Source organism: Winogradskyella sp. A2, from assembly GCF_046762865.1.
Classification (GTDB): Bacteria; Bacteroidota; Bacteroidia; order Flavobacteriales; family Flavobacteriaceae; genus Winogradskyella.
In genome coordinates, this window is sequence record NZ_JBKQXM010000008.1 from 112,463 (window position 1) to 129,130 (window position 16,668).

Here is a 16,668-nt window from a genome sequence, read left to right on the forward strand (position 1 = left end):
TCGCATTTAAAGGAATAGTTTATATTTATACTCAAAAAATCCATTGCGATGATAAAAAAGTTACTTTATCTCTTATTTTTTTCTTCTCTTTTTTGTTACAGTCAGAATACAGTTGGAACTATTTCTATTACCAACGACGTGTATGAAGGTTATACACTTTTTAGTGTACATACCAAGGTATACTTAATTAACAATTGTGGCGAGGTAATTAATGAATGGAATAGCGCATATCTTCCTGGTAGCTCAGTATATTTATTGCCAAATGGCAATATTCTAAGAGCAGGCAGACTTGAAGATGGAAGTAGCAATATTGGTTTTGGTGGACAAGGTGGTATTGTGGAATTATTTGATTGGGATGGCAATATTATTTGGTCCTACATTTATAGCACCAATGAGCTTAGACAACACCATGAAGCTCACCCTTTACCAAATGGAAACGTTTTAATTTTAGCAGCGACAGTTGTATCAGGAGATGATGCAATAGATTTTGGTAGGGATCCATCATTATTACCAGACAATGAATTGTATAACGAGCAACTAATTGAAGTACAACCTATTTTGGGAACAACCAATGGGAACATAGTTTGGGAGTGGAATATTTTTGATCATCTCATTCAAGATTTTGATAACACCAAACAGAATTTTGGAAATGTTGCAACTAGTCCAGAAAAATTAGATATCAATTTTATCAATAATGATACGGGCGGAAATAATTGGTTGCATGTAAACTCCGTACAATACAATGAAGAAAGAGATCAAATCGTACTCAGTGCACGCAGAGTTAGTGAGATTTGGGTAATTGACCATTCAACAACAACAGCCGAAGCTGCCACTGGCTCAGGTGGCACATATGGTAAAGGAGGTGATTTGTTGTACAGATGGGGAAATCCTCAAGCTTACAGACAGGGTACGGAAACAGAACGGACTTTATTTGGACAACACTCCCCTTATATTATACCTGATGGTTTACCAAACGAAGACAAAATTATTTTGTTTAATAATGGCTTTCAAAGATCACCAGAGTTTTCCCAAGTAGATATTATTTCTCCTCCTGAGACTTCACTAGGCGTCTTTGATTATACAACTGGAACTGCCTATGGTCCATTGGCAGCTGATTATACTTATTCTGAGCCAGGTTCTGATCCTTCAGACCTTTACTCTGTCATTGTAAGTAATGCGCAACAATTACCAAATGGTAATATCCTAGTTTGTGAAGGCAACCAAGGTTATATATTTGAATTAGATACTAATGATAACAAAGTTTGGGAATATGTAAACCCAGTAAATAACGGTATTGGAACAATAACTGAACAAGGTAACTTAGCAACAGGTAATTTAACCTTTAGAGCTATAAAGTATAGCGTTGATTATCCTGCTTTTACAGGCAGAGACTTAACTCCTGGATTGCCAATTGAGATAAATCCGGACCTTACGCCTTGTAATAATCTAAGCATAGATGATTTTGAAATTAATACGGTAAGTATTTATCCAAATCCAACAAAGGATAAAATTCAAATCAATAGTAAAACTGAAATAACAAAAGTTGAAGTTTTTAATATACTAGGTAATAAAATTACAGAGTTCAAAGGTAGTAGATTAGACTTAGGCCAATTTCAAAATGGCATGTATTTACTTAAGATTCACACCAACAATTCCATAGTGAGTAAAAGAATTATCAAAAACTAGTTTGAAGTCAATATAATTTAAAGACCATCCTTAATCAGGATGGTTTTTTTATACCTTTACCGCATGAAAAATGAGACAACTATTTTTGGTATCAGAGCAATCATTGAAGCTATTAAGTCTGGAGAAAGTATTGACAAAGTTTTTCTTCAAAAAGGTACTTGTGGTGAGTTGTTTCAAGAATTAGAGCACTTATTGAGATCAGAAGGAATTAGCTCTTCCTATGTGCCTGTAGAAAAATTAAATCGTATATCTAAAGGGAATCATCAAGGTGCAGTAGCACAGATTTCTCCCATTGAATTCCATAATATTGATGATTTAGTTTTAAACGCCATCGAGTCTGAAAAAACGCCTTTATTTTTATTATTAGATCAGCTCAGTGATGTTAGAAATTTTGGTGCTATTGTTCGCACAGCAGAATGTACTGGTGTAACTGGAATTATAATTCAGAAAAAAGGTGGTGCTCCTATTAATGGTGATACAATTAAAACAAGTGCAGGAGCAATATTTAAAATACCTATTTGCAAAGTAGACCACATTAAAGATGCTGTATATCATTTACAGTCATCTGGAATAAAAGTAATCGCCGCGACTGAAAAAGCTAAAGATTTGCTTTATGATGTTTCATTTAAAGATCCTTGTGCAATAATTATGGGGTCCGAAGGCAGAGGTATAAACCCTTCAGTTTTAAAAGCTGTAGATGAACAAGCTAAGTTGCCTATTTTAGGTGAAATTGAATCTCTTAATGTGTCCGTGGCCTGTGGTGCATTTTTGTATGAGGCTGTAAGACAGCGCAACTAATCTTTACTTTCTTTATAGTTATATTTTATTTCAACCTTTTCATCTGAATCCAAATCAGATGCAAGATCAGGTTCAGGATCAAACTCAATGAAATTTCCATTCTCATCAAAATGTTTCATAAATGGGTCATTCTCCTCGTCATAATCTGGATCCTCCCAATGGTAGCGTTCTGGCTTTGCAACTTGTTTTCTAAAAATCAAAGCAAATACTAAACCAGTAATCAAGCCACCTAAATGACCTTGCCAAGACATACCAGCCTTTACCGGAAATACATACCAAATTAGACTACCATATAAAAAAACAACCATTAATGATAATGCAATTAGCCTATAATGTTTTGCGAAAATGCCTTTAAAAAAAATAAAACTCACCAAAACATATATCAGTCCACTTGCACCAATGTGATTTCCAGATTTTGCAATAGTCCAAGTCAGTAACCCAGACAATAAAATACCATATAAAACAACTTTCCAAGCTATCTTCTTATAGAAGTAGAACAGTGCTAAGGATAATACCAAAAGGGGAATTGAATTATTATATAAATGATTTATATCTCCATGTAAAAATGGACTTGTGAATATTCCAAGTAAACCTTCTATCTTATGAGGTCTAATACCAAAGGATTTAATACTATGATCAATTCTTACCTGATACCAAAAAACCAACCATACAACTAATAGCATAATTAATGGGTATAAAATTACGCTTGTAGAATATTTAAATTGTTGGTCTTTTGCCATCTGTGTTTTTTAATATATACCAAATTTATAACCAAAATATGTTATCATGAAATATTGTCATAACTCATCAGTTTATCATCACTTGTTTTCAAAGTCATTTTGTACTTTTAAGGTATGAATACACCACTTGCGGAAAGACTACGACCAAAGACACTAAACGACTATTTAAGTCAGCAACATTTAGTTGGCAAAGACGGTATGTTGTATCAACAAATTAAAAGTGGAGTAATACCGTCTTTAATTCTTTGGGGACCACCAGGAATTGGTAAAACCACCTTAGCAAATGTTATTGCTAATGAATCTGAGCGTCCATTTTTTAAACTAAGTGCTATAAATTCTGGTGTAAAAGATATTAGAGAAGTGATAGACAAAGCTAAAAAAAGCGGCGGTCTGTTCACAGCAAAGAATCCTATTTTATTTATTGATGAAATACATAGATTTAGTAAATCTCAACAAGATTCATTACTAGAAGCTGTTGAGAAAGGTTGGGTTACGCTAATTGGAGCGACAACTGAAAATCCTAGTTTTGAAGTTATTTCTGCATTATTATCTAGATGTCAGGTTTATACACTTAATGCTTTTAATAAATTAGATCTAGAAGCTTTACTTAATCGAGCTATTGAAAAAGACGAAATTTTATCAAAATTAGATATTGACCTGAAAGAAACTGAAGCTTTACTAAGGCTCTCAGGTGGTGATGCCAGGAAATTGCTGAATATTTTTGAACTCATTGTCTCATCTATTGAAGGAAAGTCTATTACCATCACTAATGATTTAGTGATGAAACAAGTACAGAATAAAGCTGTTCGATATGACAAAGCAGGCGACCAACATTATGATATTATATCCGCATTTATAAAATCGATAAGAGGAAGTGACCCAAACGCGGCAGTTTACTACTTAGCACGTATGATCGAAGGTGGTGAGGATGTGAAATTTATAGCAAGACGATTGCTAATTTTAGCAAGTGAGGACATTGGCAATGCCAACCCAACTGCATTGGTTATTGCTAATAATACCTTTCAGGCAGTATCGGTAATTGGAAATCCTGAATCTCGGATTATTTTGAGTCAGTGTGCTACATATATGGCAAGTTCACCAAAAAGTAATGCGGCGTATGACGCAATTAATAAGGCGCAACAACTTGTGAAAGAGACAGGTGATTTACCGGTACCTCTATCAATAAGAAATGCACCAACTAAATTAATGAAAGAACTAGGTTATGGCGATGAGTACAAGTATGCCCATAATTACCAGAACAATTTTGCAGAACACGAGTTCTTACCAGAAGATATTGCAAATACAAAACTCTACAATCCTGGCAATAACGCAAGAGAAGAGGCACAAAGAAAATACCTTAGAGGGTTATGGAATAAAAAATATGGGTATTAGAACTTTATGTTCATAGATTCAAGTTTTAATCCAGAATCTCCATTTTCAGAATACATCCAATTATCATTTTTCTTGTAAACAATAGCATCGCGTCCTTTAACTATAAAAACATCTTCTAAAGCAGTCCTTAAAAGTACCATTACAATTTTTGGTTCGGAATCAACTATTTGATAACCGTTATCTGTTTTTTGAGCATAAAATATTTCACTTTCCTTACTTTTTTCCTCAACAACTGCCTTTTCAACAGCCAAAACTTCAGCAGGACGCTCTGCTACTTTTACTGTTTCATTTTTAGCCTCAACAACTTTATTTGAATTTGAAGCTACTTCCAAAGCAACAGCCGTTTTTACTATGGTTTTATCATTCGTTTGAGAATCTTTTACTTTTTCTTCTGTACTAGATAATTTAGCTGACTCTTGGTAATATAATTTATCGCTAAATGTTTCATAGGCATTTCTTAATGCAGTTTGAAACCTTTCGACATGTTTATTTACACCAGACTTTCCTAATTCAGACTTAATAATCAATTCACCTTTACAATCCCGTAATTCTATTTCTAGGTTGGTAATCCTAAAACCTCGGTCAACTTCGTTTACATCTGCATACATAGCTAAACATCTATCTTTAAATAAATCTTCAGGATATAACTGTTTATTATAAAAGACTTCATAGCCACTTTTTAAAAACAACTGTTTTGTAAGCGTGTTAAGGCGATATTTATTTTCACCTTTCAAGAATTTATATTGAAGTGGTACTATTACATATTTATATGAATTAACTTTTGTTTGAGAATTAACTTTAATAAATGTAAAACAACATATTAAGAGTATTGAAAATATTTTTTTCATTGAAGATTTATTTTATTCCAACTAGGGATTTAATTAGTTAAACTAAATATTAAACAAAAATAACTATTAATGCCAAACTTATAAATTTACAAATGGTTAATGAGGGCTTTCAATTGCGTTACCCTAGGATGGTTATCTCCATTATGGATATCCTTATAATCAAAATGGATTGTTCTCATACCTACTTTCTTAGCACCCTCAATATCAGCTTCTAAACTATCACCAATCATTATACTCTCTTTAGGTTCTGCTTCTGCACTATTTAAAGCAAAATTAAAAATCTTGGGATTTGGTTTTTTTACTCCTACCATTTCAGAATTAGTAACGGTTTTGAAGTACGACCTGATGTTTGAATTTTTCATTTTCCGTTCTTGGGCCTCCTCAAATCCATTAGTTATGATATGTAAATGATATTTGAACTGCAAATATTCAAGGATTTCAATAGTTCCATCAAATAAATGGTTAAATGTAGTTAAGTAATCTATATAGGTGACAGATAAATGATCTATCATTTTATCATTTACGTGCACTCCCACTTCATCAAAGGCCTCTTTTAATCTACCATAGCGTAAATCTGGTTTGCTGACACGTTCTTCTCTATACATTTTCCAATATTTCAGGTTAATTGGTTCATATACATCCAAAAAAGTACTTAGTTCAATATCTATATTGTTAAGTTCAAAAATCTTTTTGAATGTTAGACCAGAGTTTTTGTCAAAATCCCAAAGGGTATGATCTAAATCAAAAAACACATGTTTTATTCCGTTGTTCATTCAGCTGATTCTAGTATTATATTGAATAATGACCTAAACCCTTCCCATTGCTCAGAGTCACTAAATGTATAGTTATGAAATATTGGTGTAAAGACACCATTTACCGCTTTTATCTCATCAATAAGTTTTTGAAGATGCTCTGTTTTATCTAACTGTGACTGGTATTTCAATAGTGCAAAATCCATACATTGATAAGGGTTAATTTGCAATGGTGTTTGCACTTCGTAGTCTAAATCATAAAACTGAAACGGTGTACAGGTACCAGCTCTAAAACCTAAGGTATCTACATAGCCCATTGAATAGTCTTGATGAATCTCTAACTCCACCAAATTTCTGTAAGACGTTGGTAAATTTAACTTAGAAAATGAGTTTCTTACCGCTTTTAAATTCCTATTGGTAATAGATTCTATCTTTTGTTTTTCTTTTTTCAGAATAGCAATATTGTCTAAAGCAAAGTACGAAGCTTTTATACCTACATCACAATAATCCGCCACAGATTTAATAAGCGATATAAACTCCTTTTTATTAGTGTTAATATTTTTATCGTATGTTGAGTAGTCTCCAATTAAAAACAGCACCATAAACTTATGCTCAAACTGCTTCTGTTTGGTTATAATCCATTTAAATGTATCATAAGGATCACGCTTTAATCCCATTAAAACCGAATAGCGCTGGTATAACTGTTTCAACCTAAAACGCCCAATATCACTAAAGGTTCCTCCGATAGTCCTTAACAATCCCTTTTGCCTAAAATAATATGATACTGGTACATCTATTACCGGATTTACCTTATATCGTCGTTTTTTGAATTGAAATTTCGGAAATCTCAATTGTAACACCTCTCTTAATTTATAAGCCCAAATATCTACAACAGGCTGATTTAAAAAACGGTGAGTATATGCCAAACTCTCTGTGGCCATAAAACGACCATACTCATCCTTAACATGTGGAAGGTATTCTTCATATCGGCTTAATAAATAGAAAGAGGCAGCGAATATATCGTAAGGTAAATCACTCCGTTCGCCAGCAGGAAAAAATCCTTTAGTATGCTTCCAATTCTGAACATTAATATCAATATCGGACAAACCTTGTTCAAAAAGCAAGGAATGACTTCTCACAAACAATTCGTTACTTAAAGGCTTTTTGGCATAAGACATTTTAAGGCTATCGTGAGCAATAAAATCTTCAACTTTAGAAGTAAACTTTACTTCTAAGCCAAGTATGCGTTTGCAGATATGCTTAAACGTATATTTTAAGCGAGGAGTTATTTTATGCGTGTAAACTAATAGCATTATAATATTTCTTCATCTGCAAAACTAAAGTACGCCTGTTCCGTTATAATTAAATGGTCTAACACTTTAATATCTAAACTTTGGGCTGCATGTTTTAATTTCTGTGTAATGTCTTTATCAGCTTGGCTTGGTTTTAAAGTACCAGATGGATGGTTATGGCACAAAATTAAGGATGTTGCACCATACTCTAAAGCATTTTTAAGAACTATTCTCACATCAACTAAAGTTCCTGTTATACCACCTTTGCTTAATTGATTTTTCTTAATGATTTTATTAGAATTATTTAAATACAGAATCCAAAACTCTTCATGTGGTAATTCTCCCAGAAGGGGTTGCATAGTATCAAATACAGCTTTGCTCGATGTGATTTTATCTAGTGTAATTGCATCTTCTAATCTTCTTCTGCGCCCTAACTCAAGAGCACCAACAATACTAATTGCTTTTGCCTCACCAATACCTTTAAAAGACATTAATTGTTTAATGCTAAGCTTACCAAGAGCATTTAAATTATTATCTACACTTGCTAATATGCGTTTGCAAAGATCTACTGCACTTTCTTCCCTACTACCTGATCCTATGAGAATGGCCAGCAATTCGGCATCGCTTAATACTGTTTTCCCTTTATCCCTTAATTTTTCTCGTGGTTGATCATCTTGAGACCAATTTTTAATTGAGAACGAACTTGGTTTTTCTGCCATGGACTAAAGATAAAAAATTGTAATTTTCAGAATCAATTAAATCATAAGAATTATGAAATCATTTTTCGAGGATGGTGTATATGAAGAAATCACCTTAAGATTAAATCAAATAGAAAAGGACACAAAGCCACAATGGGGGAAAATGAACGCCGGGCAAATGTTTAATCATTGCCAAATGCCCTTAAATATTATTTTAGAAAAAGAAGATTATGGTGTAAAGCCAAATTGGTTGGTAAATTTATTGTTTAAAAAGTCTATGTACAGTGATAAATTATGGCGAAAAAACTTGCCAACGGCACCAGGTTTTAAAATCACAGATGAGAAAGATTTTGAAAAAGAAAAACAAGAAATTACTACACTTATTGATGCGCTAAACGAACAAAGAGAACGTACTGATTGGCAACCACATCCTGCCTTTGGTAAATTAACCAAGGACCAATGGGGTAAAATGCAGTATAAACATCTAGATCATCACCTAAGGCAATTTGGAGTATAATGAAATATCCTCCTAAACACCATCAAGATGATGATATCAGCCATATGGTTGACGTGATAAAAACCTACCCTTTAGCTACGGTAATTTCGGTTAAAGACAATGCACCTTTAATTACACATTTACCATTAATTTTGGAGGAAGGCAAACTTATTGGTCATATTGACATCTATAATCCACAAGCTAAATTATTGAAGGACGATAATGATGTCACGTTATTATTTTCTGGTCCAGAATGTTATATCTCACCTAGTGTTTATGGTACAACTCAATTACCTACTTGGAACTATATTAAAGTTCACCTTAAGGGTAAAGTAAAAGCCATTGAAAGCAAGGAAGCCTTAAAACAGTCTCTAATAACTATGACTGAGTTTTTAGAAGCACCAGATCATAAATATGTTTTGGAACCCGACAATCCAAGATTAGACAGAAATCTCAATTATATTGAGATGTTTGAAATTGAAATCACAAATTGGGAAGGCAAATTTAAACTCTCACAAGATAAAAAACCAAGTGATACGAAAGCTGCAAGAGAAGCATTGATTAAAGCTAATCAAGAAAGTATAAGACAGTTTTTGGATAAGGTGTTTTAAAATAAGGATTATTAATTCATAAAATAAAGAAGACATGAAAGACATTAAAAAAGAAGATATAAAGCAAGAAGTGTTTGATCTTTACGACGACTATGCTCACAACAAACTCAACAGAAGACAATTTGTAGAAAAATTATCACTTTATGCTGTTGGTGGCCTTACGGTTTCTTCGCTTTTAAGTTTTATGTCGCCCAATTATGTAGATTCTTTGTTGGTAAAACCTGATGACCCAACCTTAGATTCTGATTATATCACTTACGATTCTCCAAAAGGTGGTGGTGCTATTAAAGGACTTCTATCCAAACCAAAAGACTTAAAAAAGAAATTACCAGGTATAGTTGTAGTACATGAAAATAGAGGCCTAAACCCTTATATTGAAGATGTTGGTCGTAGAGCTGCCAAAGCCGGATTTGTTTCTCTTGCACCAGATGCACTTTCACCTTTAGGTGGTTATCCTGGTAATGACGATGATGGTAGAGCTATGCAAAAGAAACGTGACAGAAATGAAATGCTAGAAGACTTTATTGCAGCTTATCACCATTTAAAAAATCATGAGGATTGTAATGGTAGTGTTGGCGTTGTAGGCTTTTGTTTTGGTGGTTGGATCTCTAATATGATGGCTGTTAGGTTACCAGAATTAGGTGCTGCAGTACCTTATTATGGCAGACAACCAGAAGCAGAAGATGCCAAAAAAATAAAAGCGCCATTATTGCTGCAATATGGTGAGCTAGATAAACGTGTGAATGCTGGCTGGCCTGCTTTTGAAATAGTATTAAAAGAAAATAGCATAGACTACGAAGCTTATATTTATCCTGGAGTAAATCACGGTTTCCACAACAATACAACTCCACGTTATGATAAAGAAGAAGCTAACTTATCTTGGGAAAGGACAATTGCATTTTTTAATAAACACTTAAAATAAACGGTTAAAACACCATGTAAGGTTTCAAAGAAACTGCAACTAATGTATCTTTATAAATTCTTTGAAAGTTATAAAACATGCACAATCATAACCTGTTGAATTATTTAAAAAATGTATTACATCATACACCAAGCAACTGGCTAAACCTAACTACACATCGTTTAGATATTTATAATGAAAAATTAGCGAAAACAGAGTTTACTGAAGCTTTTGAAAACCTTTACAAAAGCAACAATTCTGATAAAGTAGCCTTAGACCAATTACCAACAGCTTATGATTATATTCGCTTAGGCCATCCTTTGTCTTGTGTTTTAGAATGGGCAATTGCCAAGTTGTACCAACTCGATCCTAAAAATGTGATAAGCTTTTCTTCTCAAATCACTCCTATATTGGCAGTTTTGAGAAAGAACTTATTAGATCATAAAAACACACAAATTCTTTATACAGACGCATTACCGAAATTTTTTGATGTAGCTCTGATAAGAGATGTGTATGGCTATAAATTTGACCTAAAAAAAGTTGAAAATGCAGATGCTACTGCTGAGTTTGATGGTAGTACTATTTTCATTTCTAATCATAATAAAGTTGAAACCATTGCCCTTAATACTAATATTGATTTTAATATACAGCTATATCCTAATCTAGGTAGTGTTTGTATTATAAATAGTGATGAAACCAAAAGTTATATCTCCGCAATCCAGCATGTGCGTAGACGTGAAACAATTGCCATGACACCAGCCAACTGCCTCGTGGCTTTAAATGCTTTATGTGAACAGCGCGATATAATTATTGACATGAGTAATGTCAAAACTCATAAAACTAGTGTTATAAACTCAATTAAGACCATAACTGGCACCACTTCAAAACCATTGGTTGGATCTAGTGGTTTATCAGTTCAGTACGCCATTATGATGGGATTAATTGATGATGCCCTAAAAAACCATCCAGGAAAAGCCATTAAGTTTTTAGTACCTCCAAATTGTTATGGCGGTACCAATGACCAAGCCAGGCGCGTTGCTGCTTGTCTCGATAATGTAGACATCTTAGATTTACCTGTAGATGGTGATAATGACATGGTACAAAGTATTGATAGGGTATTATCTATAGTTGCCAATGAAGATGCAGTGCCTTATATTATTGCTGAGATTCCAACAAATCCGCGCGTAGAAGTTCCAAATTTGGAAGAGCTAAAAGCAGTATTGACCAAAGAACGAAAAACATTAGAAGGTCATATTGCTATTGAACCAGTCTTTATTCTAGACCAAACCTTTTGCCCAAACATTCACTTTTTGGGTGAGGGTAAAATACTATCGGCAGTAAAAACAATTGCTTATGCCAGTGGTTCAAAATTTCCAAGCGGCGGAAAATGTACAGCAGGTTATTGCGTCACCAACAAAAAAGCAGAGGTTTTATTGGATACCATAGAACAGCATTTAAGCCTATGCGATAATGAAGCTACGAATTTGCAATATAAAATATTGGCAGAACAATTGCCTTCAATGCTGCAACGTATTGCAGATGCTTATAAAAACACACGTGAGTTTGTGAATTTTATTCAAGACAACTTACCAAAAGCTAAAATTAATTTTGTGTCTGAGGAATTGGCAACACAGGACTTTACACCTTCTGTATTTTCTTTAGACTTGCCAACCAAAGGTAATACTGAAGAAGCGCGAGAAAGCTATAAACGCGCTTTAAATTTAAAACTCATCAACTTAATGATTACAGAAATACCCAACGAGAGTAAGTTCTGTGTAAGTTATGGACAATTAAAAGGATGTTATTGGACGATACCTGCAACTTCAACTCAAGGTACTACCAAAGAAGGTGATAAAGATTATATTGTACGTGCATCGTTATCACCAGATTTGGATTTGGAACGCCATAAAGCTGTGTTTTTAGAGTTTGTTAAAAGTATTTAATCAATATTACACCTCAAATTTATATGGACATATTAGAATGGATACAAGATTGGTTTACATCACAATGCGATGGCGAATGGGAAACAAATGAAGTCATTCAAATTACCACATTAGCTGCACCTGGTTGGGAAGTAGAAATTGATATTTCTAGAACATCTATAGCCAATTTAGAAATAAAGTGGATTCTCAATGAAATAAACCGACAAGATTGGTATGGCGTTAAAGTTGAAAACTCAAAATTTTTCGCAGCAGGTGATGCCAGTAAACTCAATTTTCTATTAGATTTATTTAAGCAGATGATTGATAAGATTGAGAATACATAGTGGCTTAAAATAATTTCTTAACCTCATCAAAATCCAAACCACCATAATTACCAGAACTCATTAATAATAATGACTTGTTATCAAAACTCTGAGAGAATAGAAAGTCTTTAAAATCCTTTGGATTGGTGTAAATGATTAAATCATTACGTTCAAAAGCATTGGAAATTTGCTTTTCTGTAACTTCCTCTAGTTTCTTAATTTCAACTGCATGTGGTGAGTAAAACACCACTGCCACATCCGCAGCATCTAAAGCACCTTTATATTCTTTTAGAAACTCCGCGTTTAAACTACTATAAGTGTGCAGTTCTAAACAAGCCACTAAAGTTCTATCAGTGTACTGTTCTTTTACAGCTTCAGTTGTTGCTTCTACCTTGCTAGGTGAATGTGCAAAATCTTTATAAGCAACACTTTTAGAATTTTCAGCTATTTTTTCTAAACGCTTGCTTGCACCTTTAAAAGTAGAAATTGCTTCATAGAAATCATCTTCATCAATACCCATATGCTGGCATATCCATTTGGCACCAGCTAAATTGTTTAAGTTATGTGCACCAAAAACTTCTATTGGCATTGGTCCTTCTGGTGTTTCCAATAAAGTTTCACCATCTTCAACCGTATAAGTCGGAGTTTGGTAAGGTATTTTTCTTATCTGATTTTCAGAGGCTTCAACAACACGCTTTACTTCAGCATCTTCTTCGTTATAATTAATACTACCACCTGTAACTATAGAATCTACAAAAATGCTGAACTGCTCAATATAATTCTCATAAGTTGGAAAAACATTAATATGATCCCAAGCAATACCACTTAATAAGGCAATATTGGGTTTGTACAAATGAAACTTTGGTCGTCTGTCTATTGGTGAACTCAAATATTCATCACCTTCTAACACCATAAAGTCATTGTCTTCTGTGAGCTTTACCATCACATCAAAACCTTCAAGTTGCGCACCAACCATATAATCCACATCTTTGTCATGATAATGCATCACGTGCAAGATCATTGATGTTATGGTGGTTTTACCATGGCTACCTCCAATGACTACCCTGGTTTTGTTTTTAGCTTGTTCGTATAAAAATTCAGGATAGCTATAGATTTTTAAACCTAGGCCCTGAGCTTTAAGCAATTCAGGATTATCTTCTTTAGCATGCATCCCTAGTACAATAGCATCTAATTCAGCAGATATTTTTTCCGGAAACCAACCAAATTCTTTTGGTAATAATCCCTTGGCTTCTAATCGAGATTTTGAAGGATCAAAAATGGTATCGTCACTACCTGTGACATTATAGCCTTTATTATGTAATGCCAAGGCTAAGTTGTGCATTGCCGCACCACCAATGGCAATAAAATGTACATTCATGCAACAAATATCAAACTACAGGGAGCAATTTCCAAATTACAAAGTAGTTAATTATGAACTAACTTTTTACAAATCTGGATTCACCGCTAAACTATTGAATAGCTTGGCCTTTGTGTTAAAAAATTTGTTCTGAATAGAGATGGCCTTTAACTGTCCGTCGATTAATTTGGATTCTCGAGAATTTACCAAGAACAAAGAACTTTCTCCTAACTGAAATTTTCGCTCTTCTGCTTCAAGCATTCTTTCATAATCACTAACCATTTGAGTTGTAATATCGTTCTGAAGAACATAAGAACTCAACTCTTGTTTTAGCGCATCAATTTTATTCTGAAGATTAACACGAGTTGCATCTCTTTCAAATTCAGTATCAGTTAATTTTATTCGAGCTAACTTTAAATCGCCACGTTCTTTTCTTAAGAACAACGGAAAACTAATATTTAAACCACCTTTATATTCCGCCGTATTCAAACTCCGAGCGACTTCTGGTGTTTCCGTTAGAAAATTATACTCAACATCTATTCTTGGTAAAAGTCGATTTGCTTTCAACCGTGTATCTACCTCCAAGCCCTGTATTTTATAATCTAATGAAATCATTTTAGGATGTGCTTCAATAATAGCCTCATCTTCTCTTAATTGGTTAATATTAAAAGTAGCATCTACAATTGGCTCTGTATTGATGTCTGGTATTATATTTGGCTGTAACTCAACAGGTGTATTATTTTCTAACCACAAAAAGGTTGATAATTCTAAAGATGCCTTTATTAATTTCACCTTAGATTGTTCTAAACTCAGTTTTCTATTGTTTAAAGCAATACGTGCTTCAGTTGCATCAATTTGCGCATTTTCACCCAACTCTACACCACGGAGAATACCACGATATCTCAACTCAGCATTAACCAAAAAGTTTTCGAATAATCTTAATTCGTTATATGCTTTTAACCAATTAAAGTAAACCAGTGATGCTTCAAATAGAATGTTATTAATAAATATATCTCTGTCTGCTTTAGCTTGTTCTCTAAATAACCTGGCTTGTTTTAAAGATGCCATTCTATCATTTATCAATAATCCTCTACCTAAAGGAACTGCCACACCTGCACTATACAAGCCATCATCTGGAACAAATGCTTCTGGATTTAAAAAATCACCAGTATTCTCCTCAAAGGCCGCTTTTAATTCTACACCAAACCACGTAGGAATTTTAAATGTACCATTGAGTCTGTCAAAATATTCCGTCCCTTTAAACTTCTTACGGTCATAGTCAACCTCAAATTTCGGATCAAAGGCGCCACGTGACTTCATAAGTTTTGCTTGGCTTTCATCTATAACAAGTTCTGCCTGCTTAACAATTGGATGAAACTTCTTTACGTAGCCCAAATACTCATCAAACCGCAAAATGTTTGATAATTCCTCTGTTTGTGCGCTACTTAAAAAACTAAAACAAACAAGTATAACTAGTAGTTTGAATCGCATGTTTTATTTCTTTTTAGTTTTAGTATCCTCTATAGGTTGATAATAGTTTGGTGGAAAACCATTAAGTTGTCTCCAAAGCTCGAACCAAATTGGTACATCATCTAGTAGTGCCATTGTAAATGCTCCTGAACCTGCACGTACGTCTTTTGGCCAAGGATGGTCCTCTGGATCTGGTTTAAGCAATACTCTAAATTTTCCGTTTGGACTAATAAAGCGTTCTACAGCTACAACTTCACCACCATAGGTACCGTAAGACACATTTGGCCAACCACTAAAAATAATTGCAGGCCAACCATCAAACTGTACCCTTACCTTCTCACCTTTATGGATTAATGGTAAATCAATTGGTTCAACAAATGTTTCAACAGCCAAATCTACTTCTGCTGGTATAATACCAAGAAGCTCTTCCCCTTCTTTAAACGTCTGCCCAACACCACCTCTCAAGGCAGTTTGTATATATCCGTTATAAGGTGCCGTCATAAACATTAAACTATTACGAATTGTATAATTAGACACCTCATTTTCTAATTTCTGTACTTGTGCCTCAGAATCAAACTGGCTTGATTGTGCAGAAAACTTATCACTTTCTGCCTTGGAAATTTTATCCGAATACTCAGCTCTAACGCGAGATATTTCTACCTGAGCATTAATAACTTCATTTTTACTTGCTAACAGTTTGGCCTCTTGTGAAATACGTTTAGCCTGTGTTTCTTGCAATTTCACTCTGGCGTCTTCCACCTTCCTTAATGCTGTAAAACCATCTTGAAATAATGAATCTGCTCGATTATACTTTGTCTGAGCAATGGTTAAATTGATTTTTGCGGCTTCTAAATCAATACTATCCGCTTCAACTTTTAGTCTGGATTGAATTAATTTATTCTGAGCTTGTTCTAACTTGAGTACACGCTCGTTTCTAAGCGCTCCAATTCTCACATCTTGAGCTTTTACTTTTTGCTCATAAGATTTTACGGAAAAAGCCTTTGCATCTCTTTGTTGTGTTGTACGTTGTACCAAATTAGGATCGAAATACTCACTCTTTATTTCTTCAATTTGTAAGAGCGTATCACCTTTCTTAACATATTCGCCTTCTCTCACAAACCATTTCTTAATACTGCCCGGAATAGGAGATTGTATGGTCTGAGGGCGCTGATCTGGAGTTAATGTTGTTACTTCTCCTCTACCTGTTATATTTTGAGTCCATGGAAGGAAAAGTATAATTACACCAACGATAGCAAAGGCTCCTAAAAATCTATTGAAGTATTTGTAATACCTACCATGAAATACGCGCTTACCAGATTTAGATTTAGTTAAATCTACTGATTTGTTAAGTTGATTATGAGATATATTTAACATTGCTTTTC

16 protein-coding genes are annotated in these 16,668 nt (G+C 34.0%); 8 read left to right on the top strand and 8 right to left on the bottom strand.

The annotated features are described in order from the left end of the window. Positions 1-48: 48 nt before the first annotated feature. Together ACFWV9_RS14765 and rlmB are read left to right on the top strand one after the other, a co-directional pair. Positions 49-1,686, top strand: coding sequence for an aryl-sulfate sulfotransferase (locus ACFWV9_RS14765; protein ID WP_411895999.1), 1,638 nt, complete (start codon positions 49-51; stop codon positions 1,684-1,686). A gap of 63 nt (positions 1,687-1,749) precedes the next feature. Then, positions 1,750-2,484: a 23S rRNA (guanosine(2251)-2'-O)-methyltransferase RlmB gene (gene rlmB / locus ACFWV9_RS14770; protein ID WP_411896000.1), complete on the top strand. Its 735-nt coding sequence runs from the start codon at positions 1,750-1,752 to the stop codon at positions 2,482-2,484. Here the strand turns inward: rlmB and ACFWV9_RS14775 are convergent. Continuing rightward, on the bottom strand, positions 2,481-3,224 hold the full coding sequence (locus ACFWV9_RS14775) for a rhomboid family intramembrane serine protease (protein WP_411896001.1): 744 nt from the start codon (positions 3,222-3,224) through the stop codon (positions 2,481-2,483). The genes rlmB and ACFWV9_RS14775 overlap by 4 nt on opposite strands. Before the next feature lie 114 nt (positions 3,225-3,338). Between ACFWV9_RS14775 and ACFWV9_RS14780 the strand changes: the two genes are divergently transcribed. Then, positions 3,339-4,616: a replication-associated recombination protein A gene (locus tag ACFWV9_RS14780; RefSeq protein WP_411896002.1), complete on the top strand. Its 1,278-nt coding sequence runs from the start codon at positions 3,339-3,341 to the stop codon at positions 4,614-4,616. Here ACFWV9_RS14780 and ACFWV9_RS14785 read toward each other — a convergent pair. The 4 genes from ACFWV9_RS14785 to radC all read right to left on the bottom strand — a co-directional run bounded on the left by ACFWV9_RS14785 (position 4,613) and on the right by radC (position 8,227). Then, entirely contained in the window at positions 4,613-5,464 is an 852-nt protein-coding gene (locus ACFWV9_RS14785) for a hypothetical protein (protein WP_411896003.1), read from the bottom strand. The two genes, ACFWV9_RS14780 and ACFWV9_RS14785, sit on opposite strands and share 4 nt — an antisense overlap. 86 nt (positions 5,465-5,550) lie before the next feature. Beyond that, entirely contained in the window at positions 5,551-6,237 is a 687-nt protein-coding gene (locus tag ACFWV9_RS14790; RefSeq protein WP_411896004.1) for a YjjG family noncanonical pyrimidine nucleotidase, read from the bottom strand. Further along, entirely contained in the window at positions 6,234-7,529 is a 1,296-nt protein-coding gene (locus tag ACFWV9_RS14795) for a polysaccharide deacetylase family protein (protein WP_411896005.1), read from the bottom strand. The genes ACFWV9_RS14790 and ACFWV9_RS14795 overlap by 4 nt, the downstream gene beginning before the upstream one ends. Then, positions 7,529-8,227, bottom strand: a complete 699-nt coding sequence (gene radC, locus ACFWV9_RS14800) for a RadC family protein (RefSeq protein ID WP_411896006.1) — start codon at positions 8,225-8,227, stop codon at positions 7,529-7,531. Before radC ends, ACFWV9_RS14795 begins: the two co-directional genes overlap by 1 nt. A 52-nt stretch (positions 8,228-8,279) precedes the next feature. Here radC and ACFWV9_RS14805 point away from each other — a divergent pair, with 52 nt between their 5' ends. The 5 genes from ACFWV9_RS14805 to ACFWV9_RS14825 all read left to right on the top strand — a co-directional run bounded on the left by ACFWV9_RS14805 (position 8,280) and on the right by ACFWV9_RS14825 (position 12,480). Continuing rightward, on the top strand, positions 8,280-8,723 hold the full coding sequence (locus ACFWV9_RS14805; RefSeq protein ID WP_411896007.1) for a DUF1569 domain-containing protein: 444 nt from the start codon (positions 8,280-8,282) through the stop codon (positions 8,721-8,723). Beyond that, positions 8,723-9,313 (top strand): FMN-binding negative transcriptional regulator, encoded by a 591-nt coding sequence (locus ACFWV9_RS14810; RefSeq protein WP_411896008.1) that lies wholly within the window; start codon positions 8,723-8,725, stop codon positions 9,311-9,313. The genes ACFWV9_RS14805 and ACFWV9_RS14810 overlap by 1 nt, the downstream gene beginning before the upstream one ends. Positions 9,314-9,347: 34 nt before the next feature. After that, on the top strand, positions 9,348-10,235 hold the full coding sequence (locus ACFWV9_RS14815) for a dienelactone hydrolase family protein (RefSeq protein WP_411896009.1): 888 nt from the start codon (positions 9,348-9,350) through the stop codon (positions 10,233-10,235). 77 nt (positions 10,236-10,312) lie between these two features. Then, complete coding sequence (locus ACFWV9_RS14820; protein WP_411896010.1) at positions 10,313-12,157, top strand: cystathionine beta-synthase; 1,845 nt, start codon at positions 10,313-10,315, stop codon at positions 12,155-12,157. A gap of 23 nt (positions 12,158-12,180) precedes the next feature. Further along, entirely contained in the window at positions 12,181-12,480 is a 300-nt protein-coding gene (locus ACFWV9_RS14825) for an immunity 53 family protein (protein ID WP_411896011.1), read from the top strand. A gap of 4 nt (positions 12,481-12,484) precedes the next feature. Here the strand turns inward: ACFWV9_RS14825 and ACFWV9_RS14830 are convergent, their stop codons facing one another. The 3 genes from ACFWV9_RS14830 to ACFWV9_RS14840 form a co-directional block, all read right to left on the bottom strand. Next, a complete protein-coding gene (locus tag ACFWV9_RS14830) occupies positions 12,485-13,837 on the bottom strand; it encodes a UDP-N-acetylmuramate--L-alanine ligase (RefSeq protein WP_411896012.1) in 1,353 nt (450 codons plus the stop codon). Between the two features lie 66 nt (positions 13,838-13,903). Continuing rightward, a complete protein-coding gene (locus tag ACFWV9_RS14835; protein WP_411896013.1) occupies positions 13,904-15,307 on the bottom strand; it encodes a TolC family protein in 1,404 nt (467 codons plus the stop codon). A 3-nt stretch (positions 15,308-15,310) separates the two neighbouring features. Then, complete coding sequence (locus tag ACFWV9_RS14840) at positions 15,311-16,660, bottom strand: HlyD family secretion protein (protein ID WP_411896014.1); 1,350 nt, start codon at positions 16,658-16,660, stop codon at positions 15,311-15,313. Positions 16,661-16,668 lie beyond the last annotated feature (8 nt).